The organism is Pacificispira spongiicola (genome assembly GCF_012926505.1).
Classification (GTDB): Bacteria; Pseudomonadota; Alphaproteobacteria; order UBA8366; family Aestuariispiraceae; genus Pacificispira; species Pacificispira spongiicola.
The window spans coordinates 777686-794370 of sequence record NZ_JABBNT010000001.1; the positions used below are offsets into that span (position 1 = coordinate 777686).

At 61.9% G+C, this 16685-nt stretch carries 18 protein-coding genes; 10 read left to right on the forward strand and 8 right to left on the reverse strand.

Translation table 11 applies throughout. The annotated features are described in order from the left end of the window. The first annotated feature begins 4 nt into the window (after positions 1-4). Genes HH303_RS03585 through truA form a run of 3 tightly spaced genes read left to right on the forward strand, consistent with a single transcriptional unit; the run spans position 5 to position 1706 of the window. Entirely contained in the window at positions 5-370 is a 366-nt protein-coding gene (locus HH303_RS03585; protein ID WP_169623815.1) for a hypothetical protein, read from the forward strand. Between the two features lie 36 nt (positions 371-406). Next, positions 407-910 carry a copper chaperone PCu(A)C gene (locus tag HH303_RS03590; protein ID WP_169623816.1) on the forward strand — a complete coding sequence of 168 codons (504 nt, stop codon included), beginning with the start codon at positions 407-409 and terminating at the stop codon, positions 908-910. A gap of 55 nt (positions 911-965) precedes the next feature. Then, on the forward strand, positions 966-1706 hold the full coding sequence (gene truA / locus HH303_RS03595) for a tRNA pseudouridine(38-40) synthase TruA (RefSeq protein WP_169623817.1): 741 nt from the start codon (positions 966-968) through the stop codon (positions 1704-1706). A 7-nt stretch (positions 1707-1713) separates the two neighbouring features. Here truA and HH303_RS03600 read toward each other — a convergent pair whose 3' ends face one another. Further along, positions 1714-2400, reverse strand: coding sequence for a GntR family transcriptional regulator (locus HH303_RS03600; protein WP_169623818.1), 687 nt, complete (start codon positions 2398-2400; stop codon positions 1714-1716). 116 nt (positions 2401-2516) lie between these two features. Here HH303_RS03600 and HH303_RS03605 point away from each other — a divergent pair, with 116 nt between their 5' ends. From HH303_RS03605 to HH303_RS03625, 5 genes are all read left to right on the forward strand, one after another. Beyond that, a complete protein-coding gene (locus tag HH303_RS03605) occupies positions 2517-3305 on the forward strand; it encodes a citryl-CoA lyase (protein WP_169623819.1) in 789 nt (262 codons plus the stop codon). A 2-nt stretch (positions 3306-3307) separates the two neighbouring features. Further along, positions 3308-4609: a phenylacetate--CoA ligase family protein gene (locus HH303_RS03610; RefSeq protein ID WP_169623820.1), complete on the forward strand. Its 1302-nt coding sequence runs from the start codon at positions 3308-3310 to the stop codon at positions 4607-4609. A gap of 47 nt (positions 4610-4656) precedes the next feature. Continuing rightward, positions 4657-5667, forward strand: a complete 1011-nt coding sequence (locus HH303_RS03615; protein ID WP_169623821.1) for a TRAP transporter substrate-binding protein — start codon at positions 4657-4659, stop codon at positions 5665-5667. Between the two features lie 72 nt (positions 5668-5739). Then, complete coding sequence (locus HH303_RS03620) at positions 5740-6213, forward strand: TRAP transporter small permease (protein WP_169623822.1); 474 nt, start codon at positions 5740-5742, stop codon at positions 6211-6213. After that, a complete protein-coding gene (locus tag HH303_RS03625) occupies positions 6210-7511 on the forward strand; it encodes a TRAP transporter large permease (protein WP_169623823.1) in 1302 nt (433 codons plus the stop codon). Before HH303_RS03620 ends, HH303_RS03625 begins: the two co-directional genes overlap by 4 nt. Positions 7512-7527: 16 nt before the next feature. On the opposite strand, the gene HH303_RS03630 is transcribed toward HH303_RS03625, so the two are convergent. The 5 genes from HH303_RS03630 to ftsE all read right to left on the reverse strand — a co-directional run bounded on the left by HH303_RS03630 (position 7528) and on the right by ftsE (position 13063). Next, a complete protein-coding gene (locus tag HH303_RS03630) occupies positions 7528-9774 on the reverse strand; it encodes an adenosylcobalamin-dependent ribonucleoside-diphosphate reductase (RefSeq protein ID WP_169624165.1) in 2247 nt (748 codons plus the stop codon). 320 nt (positions 9775-10094) lie between these two features. After that, positions 10095-10826, reverse strand: a complete 732-nt coding sequence (locus HH303_RS03635) for a lysophospholipid acyltransferase family protein (protein ID WP_169623824.1) — start codon at positions 10824-10826, stop codon at positions 10095-10097. A 1-nt stretch (position 10827) separates the two neighbouring features. After that, positions 10828-11451, reverse strand: a complete 624-nt coding sequence (locus HH303_RS03640) for a YdcF family protein (RefSeq protein ID WP_169623825.1) — start codon at positions 11449-11451, stop codon at positions 10828-10830. A 3-nt stretch (positions 11452-11454) separates the two neighbouring features. Further along, positions 11455-12390 carry a cell division protein FtsX gene (locus HH303_RS03645; protein WP_169623826.1) on the reverse strand — a complete coding sequence of 312 codons (936 nt, stop codon included), beginning with the start codon at positions 12388-12390 and terminating at the stop codon, positions 11455-11457. Continuing rightward, entirely contained in the window at positions 12383-13063 is a 681-nt protein-coding gene (ftsE, locus tag HH303_RS03650; protein ID WP_319637298.1) for a cell division ATP-binding protein FtsE, read from the reverse strand. Before ftsE ends, HH303_RS03645 begins: the two co-directional genes overlap by 8 nt. A gap of 274 nt (positions 13064-13337) precedes the next feature. Here ftsE and HH303_RS03655 point away from each other — a divergent pair, with 274 nt between their 5' ends. Beyond that, positions 13338-14237, forward strand: coding sequence for an MJ0042-type zinc finger domain-containing protein (locus HH303_RS03655; protein ID WP_169623828.1), 900 nt, complete (start codon positions 13338-13340; stop codon positions 14235-14237). A 106-nt stretch (positions 14238-14343) separates the two neighbouring features. Here the strand turns inward: HH303_RS03655 and HH303_RS03660 are convergent, their stop codons facing one another. Continuing rightward, positions 14344-14859, reverse strand: a complete 516-nt coding sequence (locus tag HH303_RS03660; protein ID WP_169623829.1) for an acyloxyacyl hydrolase — start codon at positions 14857-14859, stop codon at positions 14344-14346. 353 nt (positions 14860-15212) lie between these two features. On the opposite strand from HH303_RS03660, the gene rpmB reads away from it, so the two are divergent. Next, positions 15213-15509 carry a 50S ribosomal protein L28 gene (rpmB, locus tag HH303_RS03665; protein ID WP_169623830.1) on the forward strand — a complete coding sequence of 99 codons (297 nt, stop codon included), beginning with the start codon at positions 15213-15215 and terminating at the stop codon, positions 15507-15509. Positions 15510-15581: 72 nt separating this feature from the next. On the opposite strand, the gene queG is transcribed toward rpmB, so the two are convergent. Then, entirely contained in the window at positions 15582-16685 is a 1104-nt protein-coding gene (queG, locus tag HH303_RS03670; protein ID WP_169623831.1) for a tRNA epoxyqueuosine(34) reductase QueG, read from the reverse strand.

Here is a 16685-nt window from a genome sequence, read left to right on the forward strand (position 1 = left end):
CCGGGTGAGACACTTTCGTGGATTGGGGGGAGTGGCCGCGCTGGCGCGTGGTTTGGCGCTTTTCGCGCTGCTTCTTCAATTCACGATGCCGCTTGCCGGGGCCGTCGCGGCGGATCTGTCCGGCGGCGGCTCGGTTCCATCCCTGTCGATCTGCTTCGCCGGGACGAGTGCGCCGGAAAAGACGATCCCCCATGCCTGCGCGATGCCGGGCGGATGCTGCGTCCTGTCCTGGACCGCGCCGAATATCCGACTGGAACAAGCGCCGGTCCGGCACGCGGCCTATATGGCCTTCGAAAGCCGGGTCGAGCGGCCGGTTTCGGCATCCGACGTCACCAATTTCGCCAGAGGGCCACCGCGTCCGTCCGTTTGAAACCGACATATCTTATTTCAAACAAAGGACAGACAGATGAAATCCTTCACGACGCTTTTCGCCGCGGTCGCCGCGCTTATCTCCCTTGCCGCCGTCAATCCTGCGGCAGCCCACGATCACACGATCATGATCGACGCCCCCTTCGCCCGCGCCAGCGCCAGCCCGATGGCGAAGGCCGGGGGCGCCTTCATGACCATCACCAACAATGGGGATATGGACGATGTCCTTATCGACGCGCGGGGCGATGCCGCCGCCCGCATCGAACTGCATACGCATGTCATGAAAGACGGCGCCATGACCATGATGCGCGTTGAAGACGGCATCCCGGTTCCCGCAGGTGAAACCGTCATGCTGCAGCCCGGCGGCTACCACGTCATGTTCATGGGTCTGAAGGCCCCGCTGGTCGAAGGCGAAACCGTTCACATCACCCTGGTCTTCGACAAAGCCGGAGAAATCGCGGTCGATATTCCCGTCCTGGACGTCGGTGCCATGGGTGGCGGAAAAGGCCAGCAGAAGCATCAGATGAACATGTCCAACTGATCGGTCGGGCCTTTCGGCGCTTTCCCTTCACGGGGCGTTCGGCTACATCCCGGACATGCAGCGCTGGAAACTGACAATCGAATATGACGGCGGGCCGTTCGTCGGCTGGCAAAGACAGCCCAACGGCCCGTCCGTCCAGGAAGCCCTGGAAACCGCCGTCACCGCCTTTTGCGGGGAGGAGACGCTGGTCCAGGGCGCCGGGCGCACGGATACCGGCGTCCATGCCATGGGACAGGTCGCCCATGTCGATATACACTATCCCGCGACGCCCAAGACCGTCCGCGACGCGATCAACCACCACCTGCAAGACAATCCGATATCCGTCCTGTCGGCGGAGGCCGTGTCCGAAGACTTCCACGCCCGCTTTTCCGCGACCGGCCGCGCCTATCTGTATCGCATTCTGAACCGCCGGGCCCGCCCGGTGCTGGAAAGGGGCCGCGTTTGGCATGTCGCGCGGAACCTGGACGCCGACGCGATGCATGCTGCCGCCCAACGCCTGATCGGGAAACACGATTTCACGTCCTTCCGCGCGACCGAATGTCAGGCAGACAGTCCGGTGAAGACCCTGGACCGGCTGGATGTGTCGCGCGTCGCCGACGAAATCCACATCGTGGCGGAGGCACGCAGCTTCCTGCACCACCAAATCCGGAACTTCGCGGGGACCTTGGAATATGTCGGGCGCGGGAAATGGACGCCGGACGATATCGACCGAATCCTCGCCGCGAAAAGCCGCGCCGCCGCCGGGCCAACCGCCCCGCCGCAAGGCTTGTATCTGACGAAGGTCGTCTACGGCTGACGGTGAATCAGGAAACCGTCTCCACGTCGCCATGCAGGCTTTGACGGAAGACATCGGACGGCATCTTCACCACCATGTCCCGCGCGCGCCCCAAATGGGCACGACTCGCCGCATCCGCCGCAACCGGATCGCCGTTTTCAATCGCCTCCGCTATCGCGCGGTGTTCCTGGATCGACTGGGCAATGACCTCCGCCGTCAGGGACGGACTGATCTGCGCCATGATCAGGGATAGCTGCAATTGAGTGTTCAACTGGATCAGTTGGCCGCTGCCCGCAAGCGTGAAGATCGCGGCGTGGAAGTTCTGGTTCTCGCTGATATAGGCCGAGGCCGAAACGCGCGGCTGGTTGTCCCAGATATAGGATACGTCCTTGATGAACTGTCGCCGCGCGGCCTCCGGTGCGGACGCGGCGCGGCGCGCGGCCAGCGCTTCCAATTCCAGGCGAATTTCAAAAAGTTCCAGCGCGTCCTGCAACGATAGGCGACGGACCAGCGCGCCCCGGTTCGGGACGATTTCGATCAAGCCTTCCGCCGCCAAACGGCGAAACGCCTCCCGCAGGAGACCCCGGCTCACGCCCAGTTCCGCGGTCATATCGGCTTCGATCAGACGCTGCCCAGGCACGTAGCGGCCCCGACGCACCCCGTCGCGAAGGTGTTCGACGATGCCGTCGCCGCGCTCTCCATGTTGTCGTGGCATTTACGTCCGCCGTTGGTTTCAGACCTGTCCAGATACTCGGAATCCTAGATGCGCTTTCCAGCGTTGACAACAACAATATTGTTCGACAATCTTGTTCGGCATTAAGGGAGGACAAAATGATAATCGGGAAATCCGGCGACGCGGTGACATCGATCAGCACCGCAGATGCAAACAGCCTGACGGTCCGGGGACACGACTTGTGTTCCGACCTTATGGGGCGCGTGGGATTCACCGATTACTTCTATCTGCTGCTGACCGGGCAAGAGCCGTCCGACGAGCAGCGCTTCTTCCTCGATCTGGTGCTGGTGGCCATTGCCGAACATGGCCTCGTCCCCACAAATCAGGCCGCGCGCATGACATTGGCCGCGGACCCGGATGCCATCCAGGGCGCGGTAGCGGCCGGCATCCTGGGCTGCGGGTCGGTCATCCTGGGCACGACACAAAGCTGCGGCGATTTTCTGAAGCACGTTTTGGCATGCGCCGAGACGGAAGGCGTCGCGCCGGAAATCGTCTTGCGCCGGGAAGCGGAAGCCCTGCGCGCCGCGCGGCAACCCGCCCCCGGATTCGGCCATCCGCTGCACAAGCCGGTCGATCCCCGCGCCCAACGTATCCTGGAACTGGCGGAGGAACGCGGCGTCGCCGGTCCGCATTCGGCCCTCGCCCGCGCCTCGGAATCCGTCATTCCCGAGATTTGGGGCAAACCGCTGCCGATGAATGTGTCCATGACCATCGCGGCGGTCCTGCTCGACCTCGACTTTCCGGCGGCGATGCTGAAGGCGATCCCGATCCTCGCCCGCACCGCCAGCCTTCTGGCCCATCTTGCCGAAGAGCAGGAACGGCCCATCGGTTTTCTCATGGCCGGCCACGCAGAGGCCGCCATTCGTTACAGTGTGGAGGAAGAATAATCATGAGTGACGGTTCCCAGGGGACGTTCCGGGTCAACGGCGACGACGCCCTGTTCCGATCGCAGATCGACTATCTGTTCGCGAATTCCGCCTTCTATCGGGACAAGCTGCGCGACGCCGGTTTCGCTACCCCTGCCGATGTCGGCGGGATTGAGAATATCGCGGCCCTGCCCTTCACGGAGAAGGACGACCTGCGCAAGACGCGCGACGCGGACCACCCGGTCGGCACCCATATGGCCGTGTCGATGGATCAGGTGATCCGCGTCTTTTCGACATCCGGCACGACGGGAACGCCCAGCTACATTCCGCTGACGGCGGAAGACCTGGAAAACTGGATCACGATTTCGTCCCGGTCCTACAGCGCGTCCGGCATTGTTAAGGGCGAGCGGGTCGTGACGACCTATAACGCCGGTCCCTTCGTCGCCGGGGCGGCCCTCGACGCCTTCACGCGGCTGGGTCTGTGTCACATCCCGGTCGGAACCGGGAATACCGAACGCCTGATGACGGCGGTCCAGCTTTTGAAGCCGACCGCGATGGTCGTCACGCCGTCCTACGCCCTGTACTTGGCCGAATGGGCGGAGGCACGGGGCATCGATATCCGCAATTCCACCGTCAAACGGATCATGGTCGCGGGCGAACCGGGCGGCGGCGAACCCGCCATGCGCGCCCAGCTGGAGGACGCCTGGAACGCAAAGATCACCGAGGCCATGGGAATCGGCGACATCGCGGTATCCCTTTGGGGCGAATGCGAAGCGCAGAAAGGCATGCATTTCAATGGCGGCGGCATCATCCATTTCGAATTGATCGACCCGCAGACCGGCGCGCCGGTGGCCATCGAGGACGGGGCGGAAGGGGAACTGGTCTATACCCATCTGCGCCATCGCGCGGCACCGCTGTTGCGCTTCCGCAGCCGCGATCATGTGAAGGTCAGCGTCGGCACATGTTCCTGCGGACGTCACGCGCCGCGGGTCCGATGCATCGGGCGCACCGACGACATGTTGATCGTGCGCGGCGTCAACCTGTTCCCAACCGCCCTGCGCGAGGTCGTAAACAGTTTCGCCCCGAAGGTCACGGGCGTCATCGCCCTGCGCCCGACGGTGAAGGGACCGAAACAACAGCCGCCGCTGCCGCTCACGGTGGAACTGGCGGAAGGGGTGGAGGCGACCCCGGAATTGGCCGAGGCAATCGGCAAAAAGGTGCGGGAGACGTTGATCGTCACCGTGGGCGTCACGCTGGTACCGGCTGGCACCCTGCCGCGCACGGACTACAAGTCGAAACTGGTCGACTGGTCCACCGCCGCATGACGGCGGGGCGATAACAAACAAGCAAACAACCAAATGGGAGGAATATCATGGTGTTGAAGAAACTGTCGCTGGCCCTTGCCGGCATTTCACTGGGCGGGCTGGCGATCCAAGCCAATGCCGCCGACTATGACCTGAAAATCTCGACGATGTTCCCGTCGACGCATTTCATCCAGACGATGGCGTTGGAGCCCTGGGCGAAGCAGATCGAGGAAAAATCGGAAGGCCGGATCAGCATTACCTTCTTCCCGGCGGGATCCGCCCTTGGCAACGCGACCAAGCAGTTCGACCAGGTTCGTGCCGGTGTCGTGGACTTCGCGGTCGGTATCCCGGCTATTCCGCGCGGCCGCCATCCGCGTATCGTCCTGTCGGAACTGCCCTTCGTCGTTCCGAATTCCGAGGTCGGAACCTGCGCCCTGATGGCGATGAAGGACGAGTTCCAGTCCGACTTCCCCGACACACATATCCTGAACCTGACGGTGACGGAGCCGAGCGGCGCGCACACGAATACCAAGGTCGCCACCCTGGACGATCTCAAAGGCCTGCGCATCCGCACCCCCACCCCGGCGATTACCGCGATGCTGGAATATATCGGGGCAACGCCGGTCGGCATGCCGCCCACGGAAATTTACGAAAGCGTCGAACGCGGAGTCATTGACGGAAACATCATGCCCTGGGGCCCGGTCGGTGCGTTCAAATTGTGGGAAGTGTTGAAGTATCACATCGATGCGGGCATCAACCCGGTATCGATGTATACGCTGATGAACCAAGCCAAATACGATTCCCTGCCCGACGATCTGAAGGCCATTATCGACGAAACCAGCGCTGACGTGTTCAGCAACTGGGGCCGTTGGTGGCATGAAACCGATCAGACGGCGATCGAGGCGGCAAAGGCCAACGGTAACGAAATCATCACGATGAGCCAGGAAGAACGCGACGCCTGGCGGGAGCGGCTGGCCCCGGTGGTCGACAAATACCTCGCTGAAAACGAAGATATCGACACTGCCGAGGCCAAGGCCTTGTATGCCGATATCCTGAAAGCGGTCGACAACTGCAAATAACAGCGGCTTGTTGAAGTATCGGAACGAGACGCGGGCGGTGCGCCGTCCGCGTCCGTACCGGGAGTGATCGAGATGAAGCGTTTTACGACCGTTCTTGCCTTGGCGGGAACTCTTGCCTTTCTGGTCGCCGTGGCGTTGACCGTCGTCGATATCGCACTGCGATCCGTCAGCGAACATACCGTCCCCGGTCTGACCGATATCGTGACCCTGTGCACGATGATCGGCGCGTTGCTGGCGATCCCCTATGGATTTGTGCAGGGGGAACATGTCGCGATCGACGTTTTCGTTTCCCGCCTATCGCCGGGAGGGCAGCGTGCCTGTGCGGTCTTTTCCGCCTTTCTGGGCACGGTCTTGCTGTCCGCCATCGGCTGGTTCGGATTCAATCAGATGATTACGGAATGGGGATATGGCGACCGCAGCCAGTCCATCGGTATTCCCATGGTCGTGTATTGGCTTCCTCTCGTGTTCGGTGTGATCGTCGCCGCACTTACGAATTTCTGGCTTTTGTACCGCCATGCGAGCGGTAAGAATGGAGACGCACAATGACCCCGCCCATTATCGGCGTGATCGGAATTCTGGCGCTTCTCCTCCTGATCGGATTGCGCGTTCCCGTCGCCATCGCCATGGGCGCCGTCGGCATCGTCGGCGGCATCGTCCTGAACGGCTGGTTCAGCGTCGGGTTCGTTCTCGGCTCTCAACCGTTCACGACAACCTCGTCCTATGCGCTGTCCGTCATTCCCCTTTTTGTGATGATGGGGGCCTTCGCCTCGCGCGCCGGTCTGTCGTCCACCCTATACCGTTCGCTTCAATCCCTGATCGGTCACTGGCGCGGCGGCCTTGCATCGGCGACCATCGGGGCCTGCGCGATTTTCGGGTCCGTCTGCGGGTCCAGTCTCGCGACCGCCGCCACCATGGCCCGTGTCGCCATCCCGGAAATGACGCAAATCGGCTACGACCGTCGCCTGACATCCGGCGCCTTGGCGGCGGGCGGAACGCTGGGCATTCTGATCCCGCCGTCGATCATCATGGTGATCTATGCCCTGCTGACCGAACAATCCATCGGCCGCATGTTCCTGGCCGGATTGATTCCGGGCATTCTTGCCGCCGCCCTGTATATCGCGACCACATCGCTGATCGTACGACTGCGCCCCGACAGCGCCCCCTCCATGCCCAAGGCCACTTTCCGCCAGCAGATCGTCGCCGTGCGGCAGATGTGGCCGGTCGCCGTCCTGTTCGGCATGGTCATGGGGGGCATCTATCTGGGGTTCTTCTCACCCACGGAAGCGGCCGGGGTCGGCGCGTTCGGCGCCATCGGTCTGGCGGCCTTCAAGCGTGTCCTGACCTGGACCATCACCCGTGAAGCGCTGATCGAAACGGCCAGCACGACCGGCATGCTGTTCATGATCCTGGTCGGGACGTCGATCCTTCAGTTCTTCATCGAAACGTCCGGCCTGCCGCGCGTGCTGGTCGACTGGATCGGGGAAATGGGCCTACCGCCGATCGGCGTAATCGTGATGATTCTGATCGCCTATGTCATCCTGGGATGCTTCCTGGACAGCCTCTCGATGATGCTCATCACGCTGCCCATCGTCTTTCCGCTGGTCACGTCGCTGGGCTACGATCCGATCTGGTTCGGCGTTTTGGTCGTCTCCGTCGTCGAAATCGGGCTGATCACGCCGCCCTTGGGCATGAACCTTTTCGTTATCGCCGCCAGCACGCCCGATTTGAAATTCGAGACCGTGGCCCGCGGCGTCGTTCCATTCCTGTTGGCGGATTTGGTTCGGATCGCCCTGCTGGTCGCCATTCCCGCCCTGTCGCTGACCCTGCCCGACCTCCTGATGTAGGACGGGACGGAAAGGGTCAGCCGCAGCGGGACCAGCCGCAATTATCGCAACTGTCGCAGCCTTCCTTCTTCACCAGGCTGGGATAGCCGCATTTCGGGCAAGATGCCCGACGGACGGACGGATTGGCGGCGATGGCGCGAGACGACGCTGCATCGTCGTCTTCCCCCGCCGGGTCGCCTTCCAGAAAGCCGATTTCCACCATATGGCGTTCGATCACCTCCCCGATGGCGGCCAGGATCGACGGGACGTAACGTCCTTCCACCCAATAGCCGCCGCGCGGGTCGAATACAGCCTTCAATTCGTCGACGACGAAGGAAACGTCGCCGCCACGCCGGAACACCGCGCTGATCATCCGGGTCAGTGCCACGGTCCAGGCATAGTGTTCCATATTCTTGGAATTGATGAAGACCTCGAACGGACGCCGCCGACCCGACGTGTCGATCACGTCGTTGATGGTGATATAGGTCGCGTGATCGCTTTCCGGCCAACGCAGCTTGTAGGTCAGGCCTTCCAGCGCGCCCGGGCGGTCCAACGGCTGGGACATATAGAAGATTTCCGCGTCCTCGCTGGGCGATTCCGGTTTGGGCGGCGCGGTCGTCGCGGGCGGTTCCGACACGCTCAACACCGATCCGGTGACCGGATTGGGGCGGTAGGTCGTGCAGCCCTTGCAGCCCATCGCATAGGCGCGGGTATAGACATCCTTGAAGGCCTCGAAGCTCGTATCTTCCGGCAGGTTGATGGTCTTGGAAATCGAACTGTCGATATAGCGCTGGGCCGCTGCCTGGATCGCCAGATGATCGTCGGGGGCCAGAGCCTGGGCGTCGACGAAATAGTCGGGAAGCTCACTCTCCTCCCCGAAAATCTCGCGGTAGAGACGGTAGGCGTAGTCGACCACGTCATGCGTCTCGCGGGTGCCGTCCGGCGCCAGGACCTTACGCTGCGCCCGGAAGGAGAATACCGGTTCAATACCCGACGAAACGTTTTCCGCCACCAACGAGATCGTCCCCGTCGGCGCGATGGAGGTCACCAGTGCGTTGCGGATACCGTAACGTCCGATGTCCTTGCGGATATCTTCCGGCAAGGTCTGAATCGTTTCCCCCGCCAGATAGGGATCGGCGTCGAACAGCGGGAAGGCCCCCTTTTCGGACGCCAACTCGATGGAAGCCCGATAGGCCGCATCGCGCACCGCCCGCAGCCATGTTTCCGTCAGATCGACGGATTCCGCGCTGCCGTATCGGACCCGGCACATCAGGAAGGCGTCGGCCAATCCCGTGACGCCCAACCCGATACGCCGCTTCGCGAGGGCTTCCTGTCGTTGCGCATCCAGCGGAAAGCGCGACAGGTCCACGACATTGTCCATCATGCGCACGGCCACGGCGACCAGTTCGGCCAACGCGTCCTGGTCCAGTACCGCAGCTTCCGTAAACGGATTATGCACCAGTTTCGCCAGATTGATGGAGCCCAGCAGGCACGCGCCATAGGGCGGCAGCGGTTGTTCCCCGCAAGGATTGGTCGCCTGAATCGTTTCGCAATAATGCAAATTGTTTCGGGCATTGATTCGGTCGATGAAGATCACACCCGGCTCGGCATGGTCGTAGGTCGACGTCATGATCCGATCCCACAACGCCCGCGCCTTGACCGTGCGATAAACCTTGCCGCCGAAGGTCAGATCCCAATCACCGCCTTCCGCGACGGCGTCCATGAAGGCATCCGTCGCCAATACAGACATATTGAAATTCGTCAGCCTGCCGAATTCCGACTTTGCATCGACAAAGGCCTCGATATCCGGGTGGTCGCAGCGCATCGTTCCCATCATCGCGCCCCGGCGGGACCCCGCGCTCATGATCGTGCGGCACATGGCGTCCCAGACATCCATGAAGGACAGCGGCCCCGACGCATCCGCGCCGACCCCCTGCACCGTGGCGCCTTTCGGGCGGATGGTGGAAAAATCGTAACCGATCCCGCCACCCTGCTGCAGCGTCTGCGCGGCTTCCTTCAGCGAATCGAATATTCCCGTAATGCTGTCCGGAATTTCCCCCATGACGAAGCAGTTGAACAGGGTCACGTCGCGGTCGGTGCCCGCCCCCGCCAGGATGCGCCCGGCCGGCAGGAACCGAAATCCCTCCAGCGCCGCCAGGAAACGCGGTTCCCAGACGGACGGATCGCGTTCCGCCTTGGCCAGGGCGCGCGCCGTCCTCTGCCAACTATCGTCAAGCGTTTTGTCCACAGGGGTGCCGTCCGCCTGTTTCAGGCGGTACTTCATGTCCCAGATACGGCGTGAAAAAGCGTCCGTTTCCAACCGCTTACCTTTCGATAGGCGTGTACTGGGTCGTCGACCCTTCACTAATCATGATGCCTAACTATACGGATTTCCACAATTTTTACCTATCGTCACAGATTCCAGCATGACGGGGGCGCGTTTTTTCTTTGTTACAGGGGAATTAAGTTTGCGGTACTGGATTACAAAAATGCGGCAGAAATAAGTAAGTATCTGATTCCGGTAACCTTCTGGGATCGCGTCAACGGCGCCGAGCTCTCCACAAAGTTATCCACAGGCCGCCAAGCCTCACGCATTGGTTCCGATCAGCGCGGACCGGCATCGTTCGACCGGTCCAGGCGCATAACTTCCGCTTCAATTGAGGATTCCAACCGTTCCATGAATGTCTTGCGGTCCAGGCCGGGTTCGATCGTGGGCAGGATCGATACCGTGACGACCCCGGCCCGCTTGATGATCCCGTTACGCCGCCACAGCCGCCCCGAGTCCAACGCCACCGGCACGACCGGCAGGTTCAGCGCCTTGTAGAGGGCGAAGACACCCGGATGATAGGGCGCATCGACGCCGGGGGCGACGCGCGTGCCCTGCGGATAGATCACGATATTTCCGCCGCGGTCGATGACCTCCTTACCGGCGGATACCATAGCGCGCATCGCCGACGCCCCGGCGGATCGGTTCACCGCGATATGCCCCGCCTTCCACAGATACCAGCCGAAGAACGGCACGCGCAGCAATTCGCGTTTCAACACAAAAACCGCGCCGGGAATGACGCGATTGAAGGCGATGGTTTCCCAGGCCGATTGATGCTTTGCGGCATAGATCGCGGCCCCCTCGGGCAGGCTTGCCCCGTCCGCCATATGAACGCGATAGGTCATGCCGGTCAGGAGCCGCATACAGGCCATGCTGTAATCGACGAAGAACAGGAAGAACGGCATCCCGACCTTACGCGGCAGAATCAGCAACGGCAGATACAGCGTCCCCAAGACGACGATCCCGCCGTAAAAGAACACACCGAACAAGAGCGACCGCAGCAACGTCATCTTAGACAATATCCGATATCAGCGATTGGGCCGCATGCCGCGCCCAGGCCAGAAGAAACTTCGTATATTCCCCGGCGATCAGCAATGCCGTACCGGGATAACGGTACCAGATTTCATGCTTCACATGATCCGGCGACACCGGATGCGGCAGGATGATAAGGTCCGGCATGGCCGACCGGAATTCCAGCATGCTGCGCGGCATATGATATCCCGCCGTGACGAGACGGATGGATTTTACGTTCTGCTGCTTCAGCCAGGCCGCCGTTTCCTCCGCATTGCCGATCGTATCCGCCGCGTCGTGCCCCAGCACGATGCAGCATTGCAGACGGTCGGGGGAGCGTTTCTGGAGGCGCAGCAGTTCTTCGACATCCACGCCGCGATGCACCCCGGATACGAACAATTTCTTCGCCGCCCCCTGTTCCAGCAAGGCCAGCCCGGCCTCCAGCCGCAGGGACCCGCCCGTCAGCACGACGATCACGTCGGTCTTCGCCGTTGCGGGGGGCGTCGTTTCCGGAATCGTTTCGGCGAAGATGACGAAGCCGACGGCCCAGGCTGCCGCCGCCAGCGCGACGATCAGGGCGAGACCGTGCCGCTTGCGCTTCGGCTTTCCGAGACCGCTCGCCATGGCCTAGACCATCTTCGCCAGGGCGCGCAGCACGGTAACGCGGGCCGCCGCCACGGAAATCAACGCCGTCGCCACCGGCAGCAGGCATAGGATGACCCAATCCGTCGGGTCCAACACCGCAACCCCGGGCAGGACCGCGCCGGTCGATGCCGCGCCATGGCCTAACCCGACGACCGTCGCGGCCGTCGCCGTAAGTCCCAGAAGGCCGCCCTTGAACCCTGCTTTCATCGCTTCGCGTTGGAATTGCGCGGCGATATAGCCGTCGACCGCGCCGACGAGATGCAGCAATTCGATGGTCTGCCGATGGGCTAGCAAACCGCCGCGCACCGCGAAAATCACCATGATCAATCCCGCCAGGGTTACGATAGCAACCAAAACCGCCGCGACCAGCCGCAGGGATTCCAGGAAGCTGACCAGCCGCGCTTGCCACTGGCCGTGATCGTCCAAAATAGCCCCCGGCGCGACGGCGTCCACCCGGCGCTGCAAATCGCGAAGGTCGAGATCCCCAGCCGTCAGACCATCCTTGAATTCGACGGAAATCAAAGACGGCAACGGCAAGTCGCGCGGATCGATGGATTTGCCCAGCCAGGGTTCCAGCAACCGTCGCATTTCTTCCGTCGCCAGCGGTTCGGCCTTTTCCACGCCCGGCGTTTCCAGAATGGCCGCAACCGCCTTACGAACGAGGCCGTCCTGATAATCCGTGTCGATCGCATCGTCGGCCGGCGGTGGAATCTGCACCGTCATCGCGCCGATCAGCCCGGATTCCCAGCGGTCGGCAAACGCCGAAAGAACCAGTGCACCGGCAATCGACAGACCGGCGATATAGACCATGACCGCGACGACCCAGGGCAACAGCCGGGACGCGGGGTCATGACCGAAGGGGATATCCGATGTGCGCCGCTTCGCAGGGGCATTTTTGGCTTGCGGGGATTTAGCCATCGTAGACCGGATCCTCCCCGACGCGCGACAGGATGCCGTCTTCCAGATGCAGGACCGGATGACGGAATCGTTCGATCAGCGCGTGGTTATGGGTGGCGATTACCACGGTCGTGCCCTGCCGGTGCAATTCCTGAAGCAGGAACAGCAGGCGCACGGCATAGGCATCGTCGACATTCCCCGTCGGTTCGTCCGCCAGCAGGATTTGCGGCCGCGTCACCACGGCGCGCGCAATGGCCGCGCGCTGCTGCTGGCCGCCGGACAGGGTCGCGGGACGGGCATGGGCCTGATCGTTCAGCCCGACCCAGGCCAGCAATTCCCCGACATGTTTGCGGACTACCCCTTCCGACGCCCCCTTTACCTTCAACGGCAGGGCGACGTTTTCGAATGTCGTCAGGTGATCGAGCAACCGGAAGTCCTGATACACGACGCCGATTTTTCGCCGCAGCATCGGCAGTTCCTTGCGCGGAATGGTCGACAGGTCCCGGTCGAAAATACTGATCAGCCCGCGGCTCGGCCGTTGCGCCAGATACATCAGGCGCAACAGGGACGACTTCCCAGCGCCGCTGGCCCCGGTCAGGAAGTGAAAGGATCCGTCCGGCAAATCAAACGAAACGTCACGGAGCACTTCCGGCCCCGTCCCATATCGCATGCCGACATTTTCGAACCGTATCACTCGAAAGGTCTCATTCAGCCTGTTCCGCCCGATCGCACCCCAACAGCGTATACCGCCGAAACCGGCGCGAAAATGGGCCGCTTTCAGGGCGCGGAATCGGCGAGACAATGGCATGCGTTGCCCCTAAACGCAAAGCCGCCGAACACCGACGCCGCCGCTTTTCAATCCGCCTGGGAAAGCACTGGCAAAGTTGCGCGAATCGACGAAATCTGCACATGATCGGAAACAGCGTAAGCAATATTCCGATACCGGTAACGACATTGCGGCAACCCGTATGATTCTCACCTGCCCGAACTGCGCCACCAAGTTTCGCGTTAAGGACGATGCCATCGGTCTGAACGGGCGCAAGGTGAAGTGCCGTAACTGCGCCCATGTCTGGCATGCGATGCCGGAAGGGGCCGATGACGATATGGCCGCGGCACCGCCGCCGCCGCCAAAACCGGCCGCACCCAAACCCGCCGCGCAACGGTCGGCGCCGGCTAAGGCCGCGCCCCCGGATGACGACGGCATGGATATGGCTGATTCGCCGCCCCCCCCTCCGCCGCCCGGCCCACCCGCAGGGGGCTATGACGCCGATCCGGGCGACCCGCCCCTGGCGTCGCCGCCGCCCATTCCATCCGACGGCGATTTCGTGCTGCGTCAGCGCAAGCCGAAGGTCGAAAAGAAATCCCCGGTCATGGCCTGGGTAATCCTGGCCGTGCTGCTGGTCGCGACCGGTGCCGCCGGGTTCATCTTCCAAAAGGATATCGTGCAGGCGTATCCGCCGATCGCGAAGGTCTATAGCTGGGTCGGTATCACACCGAACATGCTGGGCCACGGTCTTGCTCTGCCGCCCCCCGACACGGCGACGGCCGAACGCACCGACAAGGGACTGAAGCTCGTCATTTCCGGACAGATCAAATCGGAATTGGGGGAGCGGGCGGATATCCCGACCCTGCGCGGCGCGCTGGTCGACACGAACGAGCAGGAACTGCATGTTTGGACCTTCCTCGCGGACAAGCCGGATATCCTGCCTGGGGAGACCGTACGCTACACGACGGAAGTCCTGAATCCGCCGGAAGGCGTGACCGAGGCTCGCATCACCTTCCAAGGCACCGATGAACCGGCGATGGAAGAACCGATGATGCAGGAAAATGGGCATGGCGGCGAAAGCGCGGCTCCCGCATCCCACTAATAACCTTTCCCGCTGAAAAACCTTTCATCGGGAAGCCGACATACCCCGAATACAAAAAGGGCCGCCTATCGAGGCGGCCCTTGTCATGTTCCTACCGGTCGGCAGGTCAATCGCCGAACAGACGTTTGAACGGATAGGAATAGTGCAGGATCGCGACTTCCGTGCCCGGGTTGTTTTCATCCAAGCTGGCATTCGACAGGTGATAATAGCTGACGCCGAGGCGGGAGCGATCGTCAAAGCGATAGGCGAATTCGATCGCGGAGCGGAATTCGACCGGATACCCCAGATCCTTGCCGTCGCCGTCATGATAGAGGCCGGGCGCGAAGGACGGCGTAATCACCAAACGATTGCCGATGAACAAGTCCAACCGAATCCCGGCATAGGCGTAGAGCGCGCTATCCGTCGTTGTCATCAATCCGACAAAGGGGTTGAAGACCCACCATTTGGACCCGGAAATATATTCCATATGGAATTCGCCGGCGCCCATATCGTCATTGGTGTCGTAATAGCCGCCACCGATCCGGAGAAAGGCCGGATCGCTACCGGCTTCTTCCGCCAGGGCGGGGCCGGAGGCCATTGCCAAAAACGAAATCAAGGCGAAGCCGCGCTTCAAAAACCGCATGATACGAGTATCCCTCAACCGACACTCCGCACCGACATTTCTTTGCTGCGCGGAGACAAGCTTGTTTTATCGCGTCGACGATGCCCCAAAGGTGCTGAAACTTCACCAAAAAAATCACATATCTCGTCACCGCGCCTTCCCGGCCTGTGGCCGACGCGCAACACTTTTACCGCGTCCGGCTTCGGGGCTTGACGGATGGGGGGCGTATCCCCTAAATACCGCCGCTTTCCGGGGTTCCGTCCCTGGAAGGGAATACCATAACCAAGCAACAAGGCGGAAGAAGGCCCGACGTTCCAATTATTTGGACGAAAAGAAGCGGGCGGAACTTCCGAATGGACTGAAAGGATAATGCCATGTCTCGTCGGTGCGAAATCTCCGGCAAGGGCGTGATGACCGGAAACAACGTTTCCCACGCCATGAACCACAGCCGTCGCCGGTTCCTGCCGAACCTGCATACCGTCCGCCTGCAGAGCGATATTCTGGGCGAACGCGTCAAAATGCGCCTGTCGACCCGCGCCATGCGCACGGTCGACAAGAAAGGCGGAATTGACGACTTCCTGCTGAACACGCCGGACCGCAAGCTGCCGGACGAAGCCAAGCAGCTGAAGCGCCGCATCCTGAAGCGTCAGGCCGCGATCGCCGCTTCTTAATTCGCCGGTTTCCGGACAAATCGAAAGGCCCGCCTTATTGAGGCGGGCCTTTTTCGTTACGGCAGACTTTCTTTAAGCCCATTCCGCACGCACATCCTGATCCTCTTCGCGCGCCGCCTTTTCGCGCAACGCTTCGAATCGGGACGGCGACAATTTCCGCAATGCCCAGACGGCAGCGCCACGCACCACGGCGGCGTCATCGTCGATCAAGGCTTCGACCGGCGGGATCAGACTGATGTCGCCGCTGTTGCCACAGGCGATCAACACATTGCGCAGAAATCGGTCCCGACCGATCCGTTTAACCGGGGACCCCGAGAACATCGTGCGGAATGCCGCGTCATCCAAATGCAGGTAGTCCGCCAGTTTCGCCCCCTGCACCGCTGCCCGCGGCAGGAACCAGGCTTCATCCGTCGGCGGCGCGAATTTGTTCCAGGGACAGATCGCCAAACAGTCGTCGCAACCATAGACCCGGTTGCCGATCGCCTCGCGAAACTCCAACGGGATCGGGCCTTTATGTTCGATCGTCAGGTAGCTGATGCAGCGCCGAGCATCCAGGGTATAGGGTTCGGGGAAGGCATCGGTCGGGCACACGTCCAGACACCGGCGGCACCGCCCGCAATGATCCTTTTCCGGCGTATCCGGCGCCATTTCCAGGGTCATGTATATTTCGCCCAGGAATAGCCACGACCCGAAATGCCGGGATACCAGGACGCTGTGCTTGCCCTGCCAGCCGATCCCGGACAGCGCGCCCAGCGGCTTTTCCAGCACCGGGGCGGTATCGACGAAGACCTTCACATCGCCGCCGAAGCGGTCGACCATCCAGCGCGCGATTCGTTTCAACCGCTTCTTGATCAGATCGTGGTAATCCCGGTTCCGGGCATAACAGGAAATATTGGCCTCCGACGTCCGCTCCAGAAGCCAAAGCGGGTTTTCGTCGGGCGTATAGTCCAGACCGAGGACGAGGACGGTCTTCACCTCCGGCCACAGCCCTTGCGGCTCGCGGCGGTGATGCATCCGTTCCGCCATCCAGGCCATTTCGCCGTATTCGCCATTGGCGACGAAGGCCTCCAACCGAGCCTGCTCGCGCTGCCCCATCGTAACGGGGGCGAATCCCACGGTGGAGAACCCTTCCGACAGGGCCTTTTCGCGGATTTCGGCTTTGATGGCGTCGCTCAT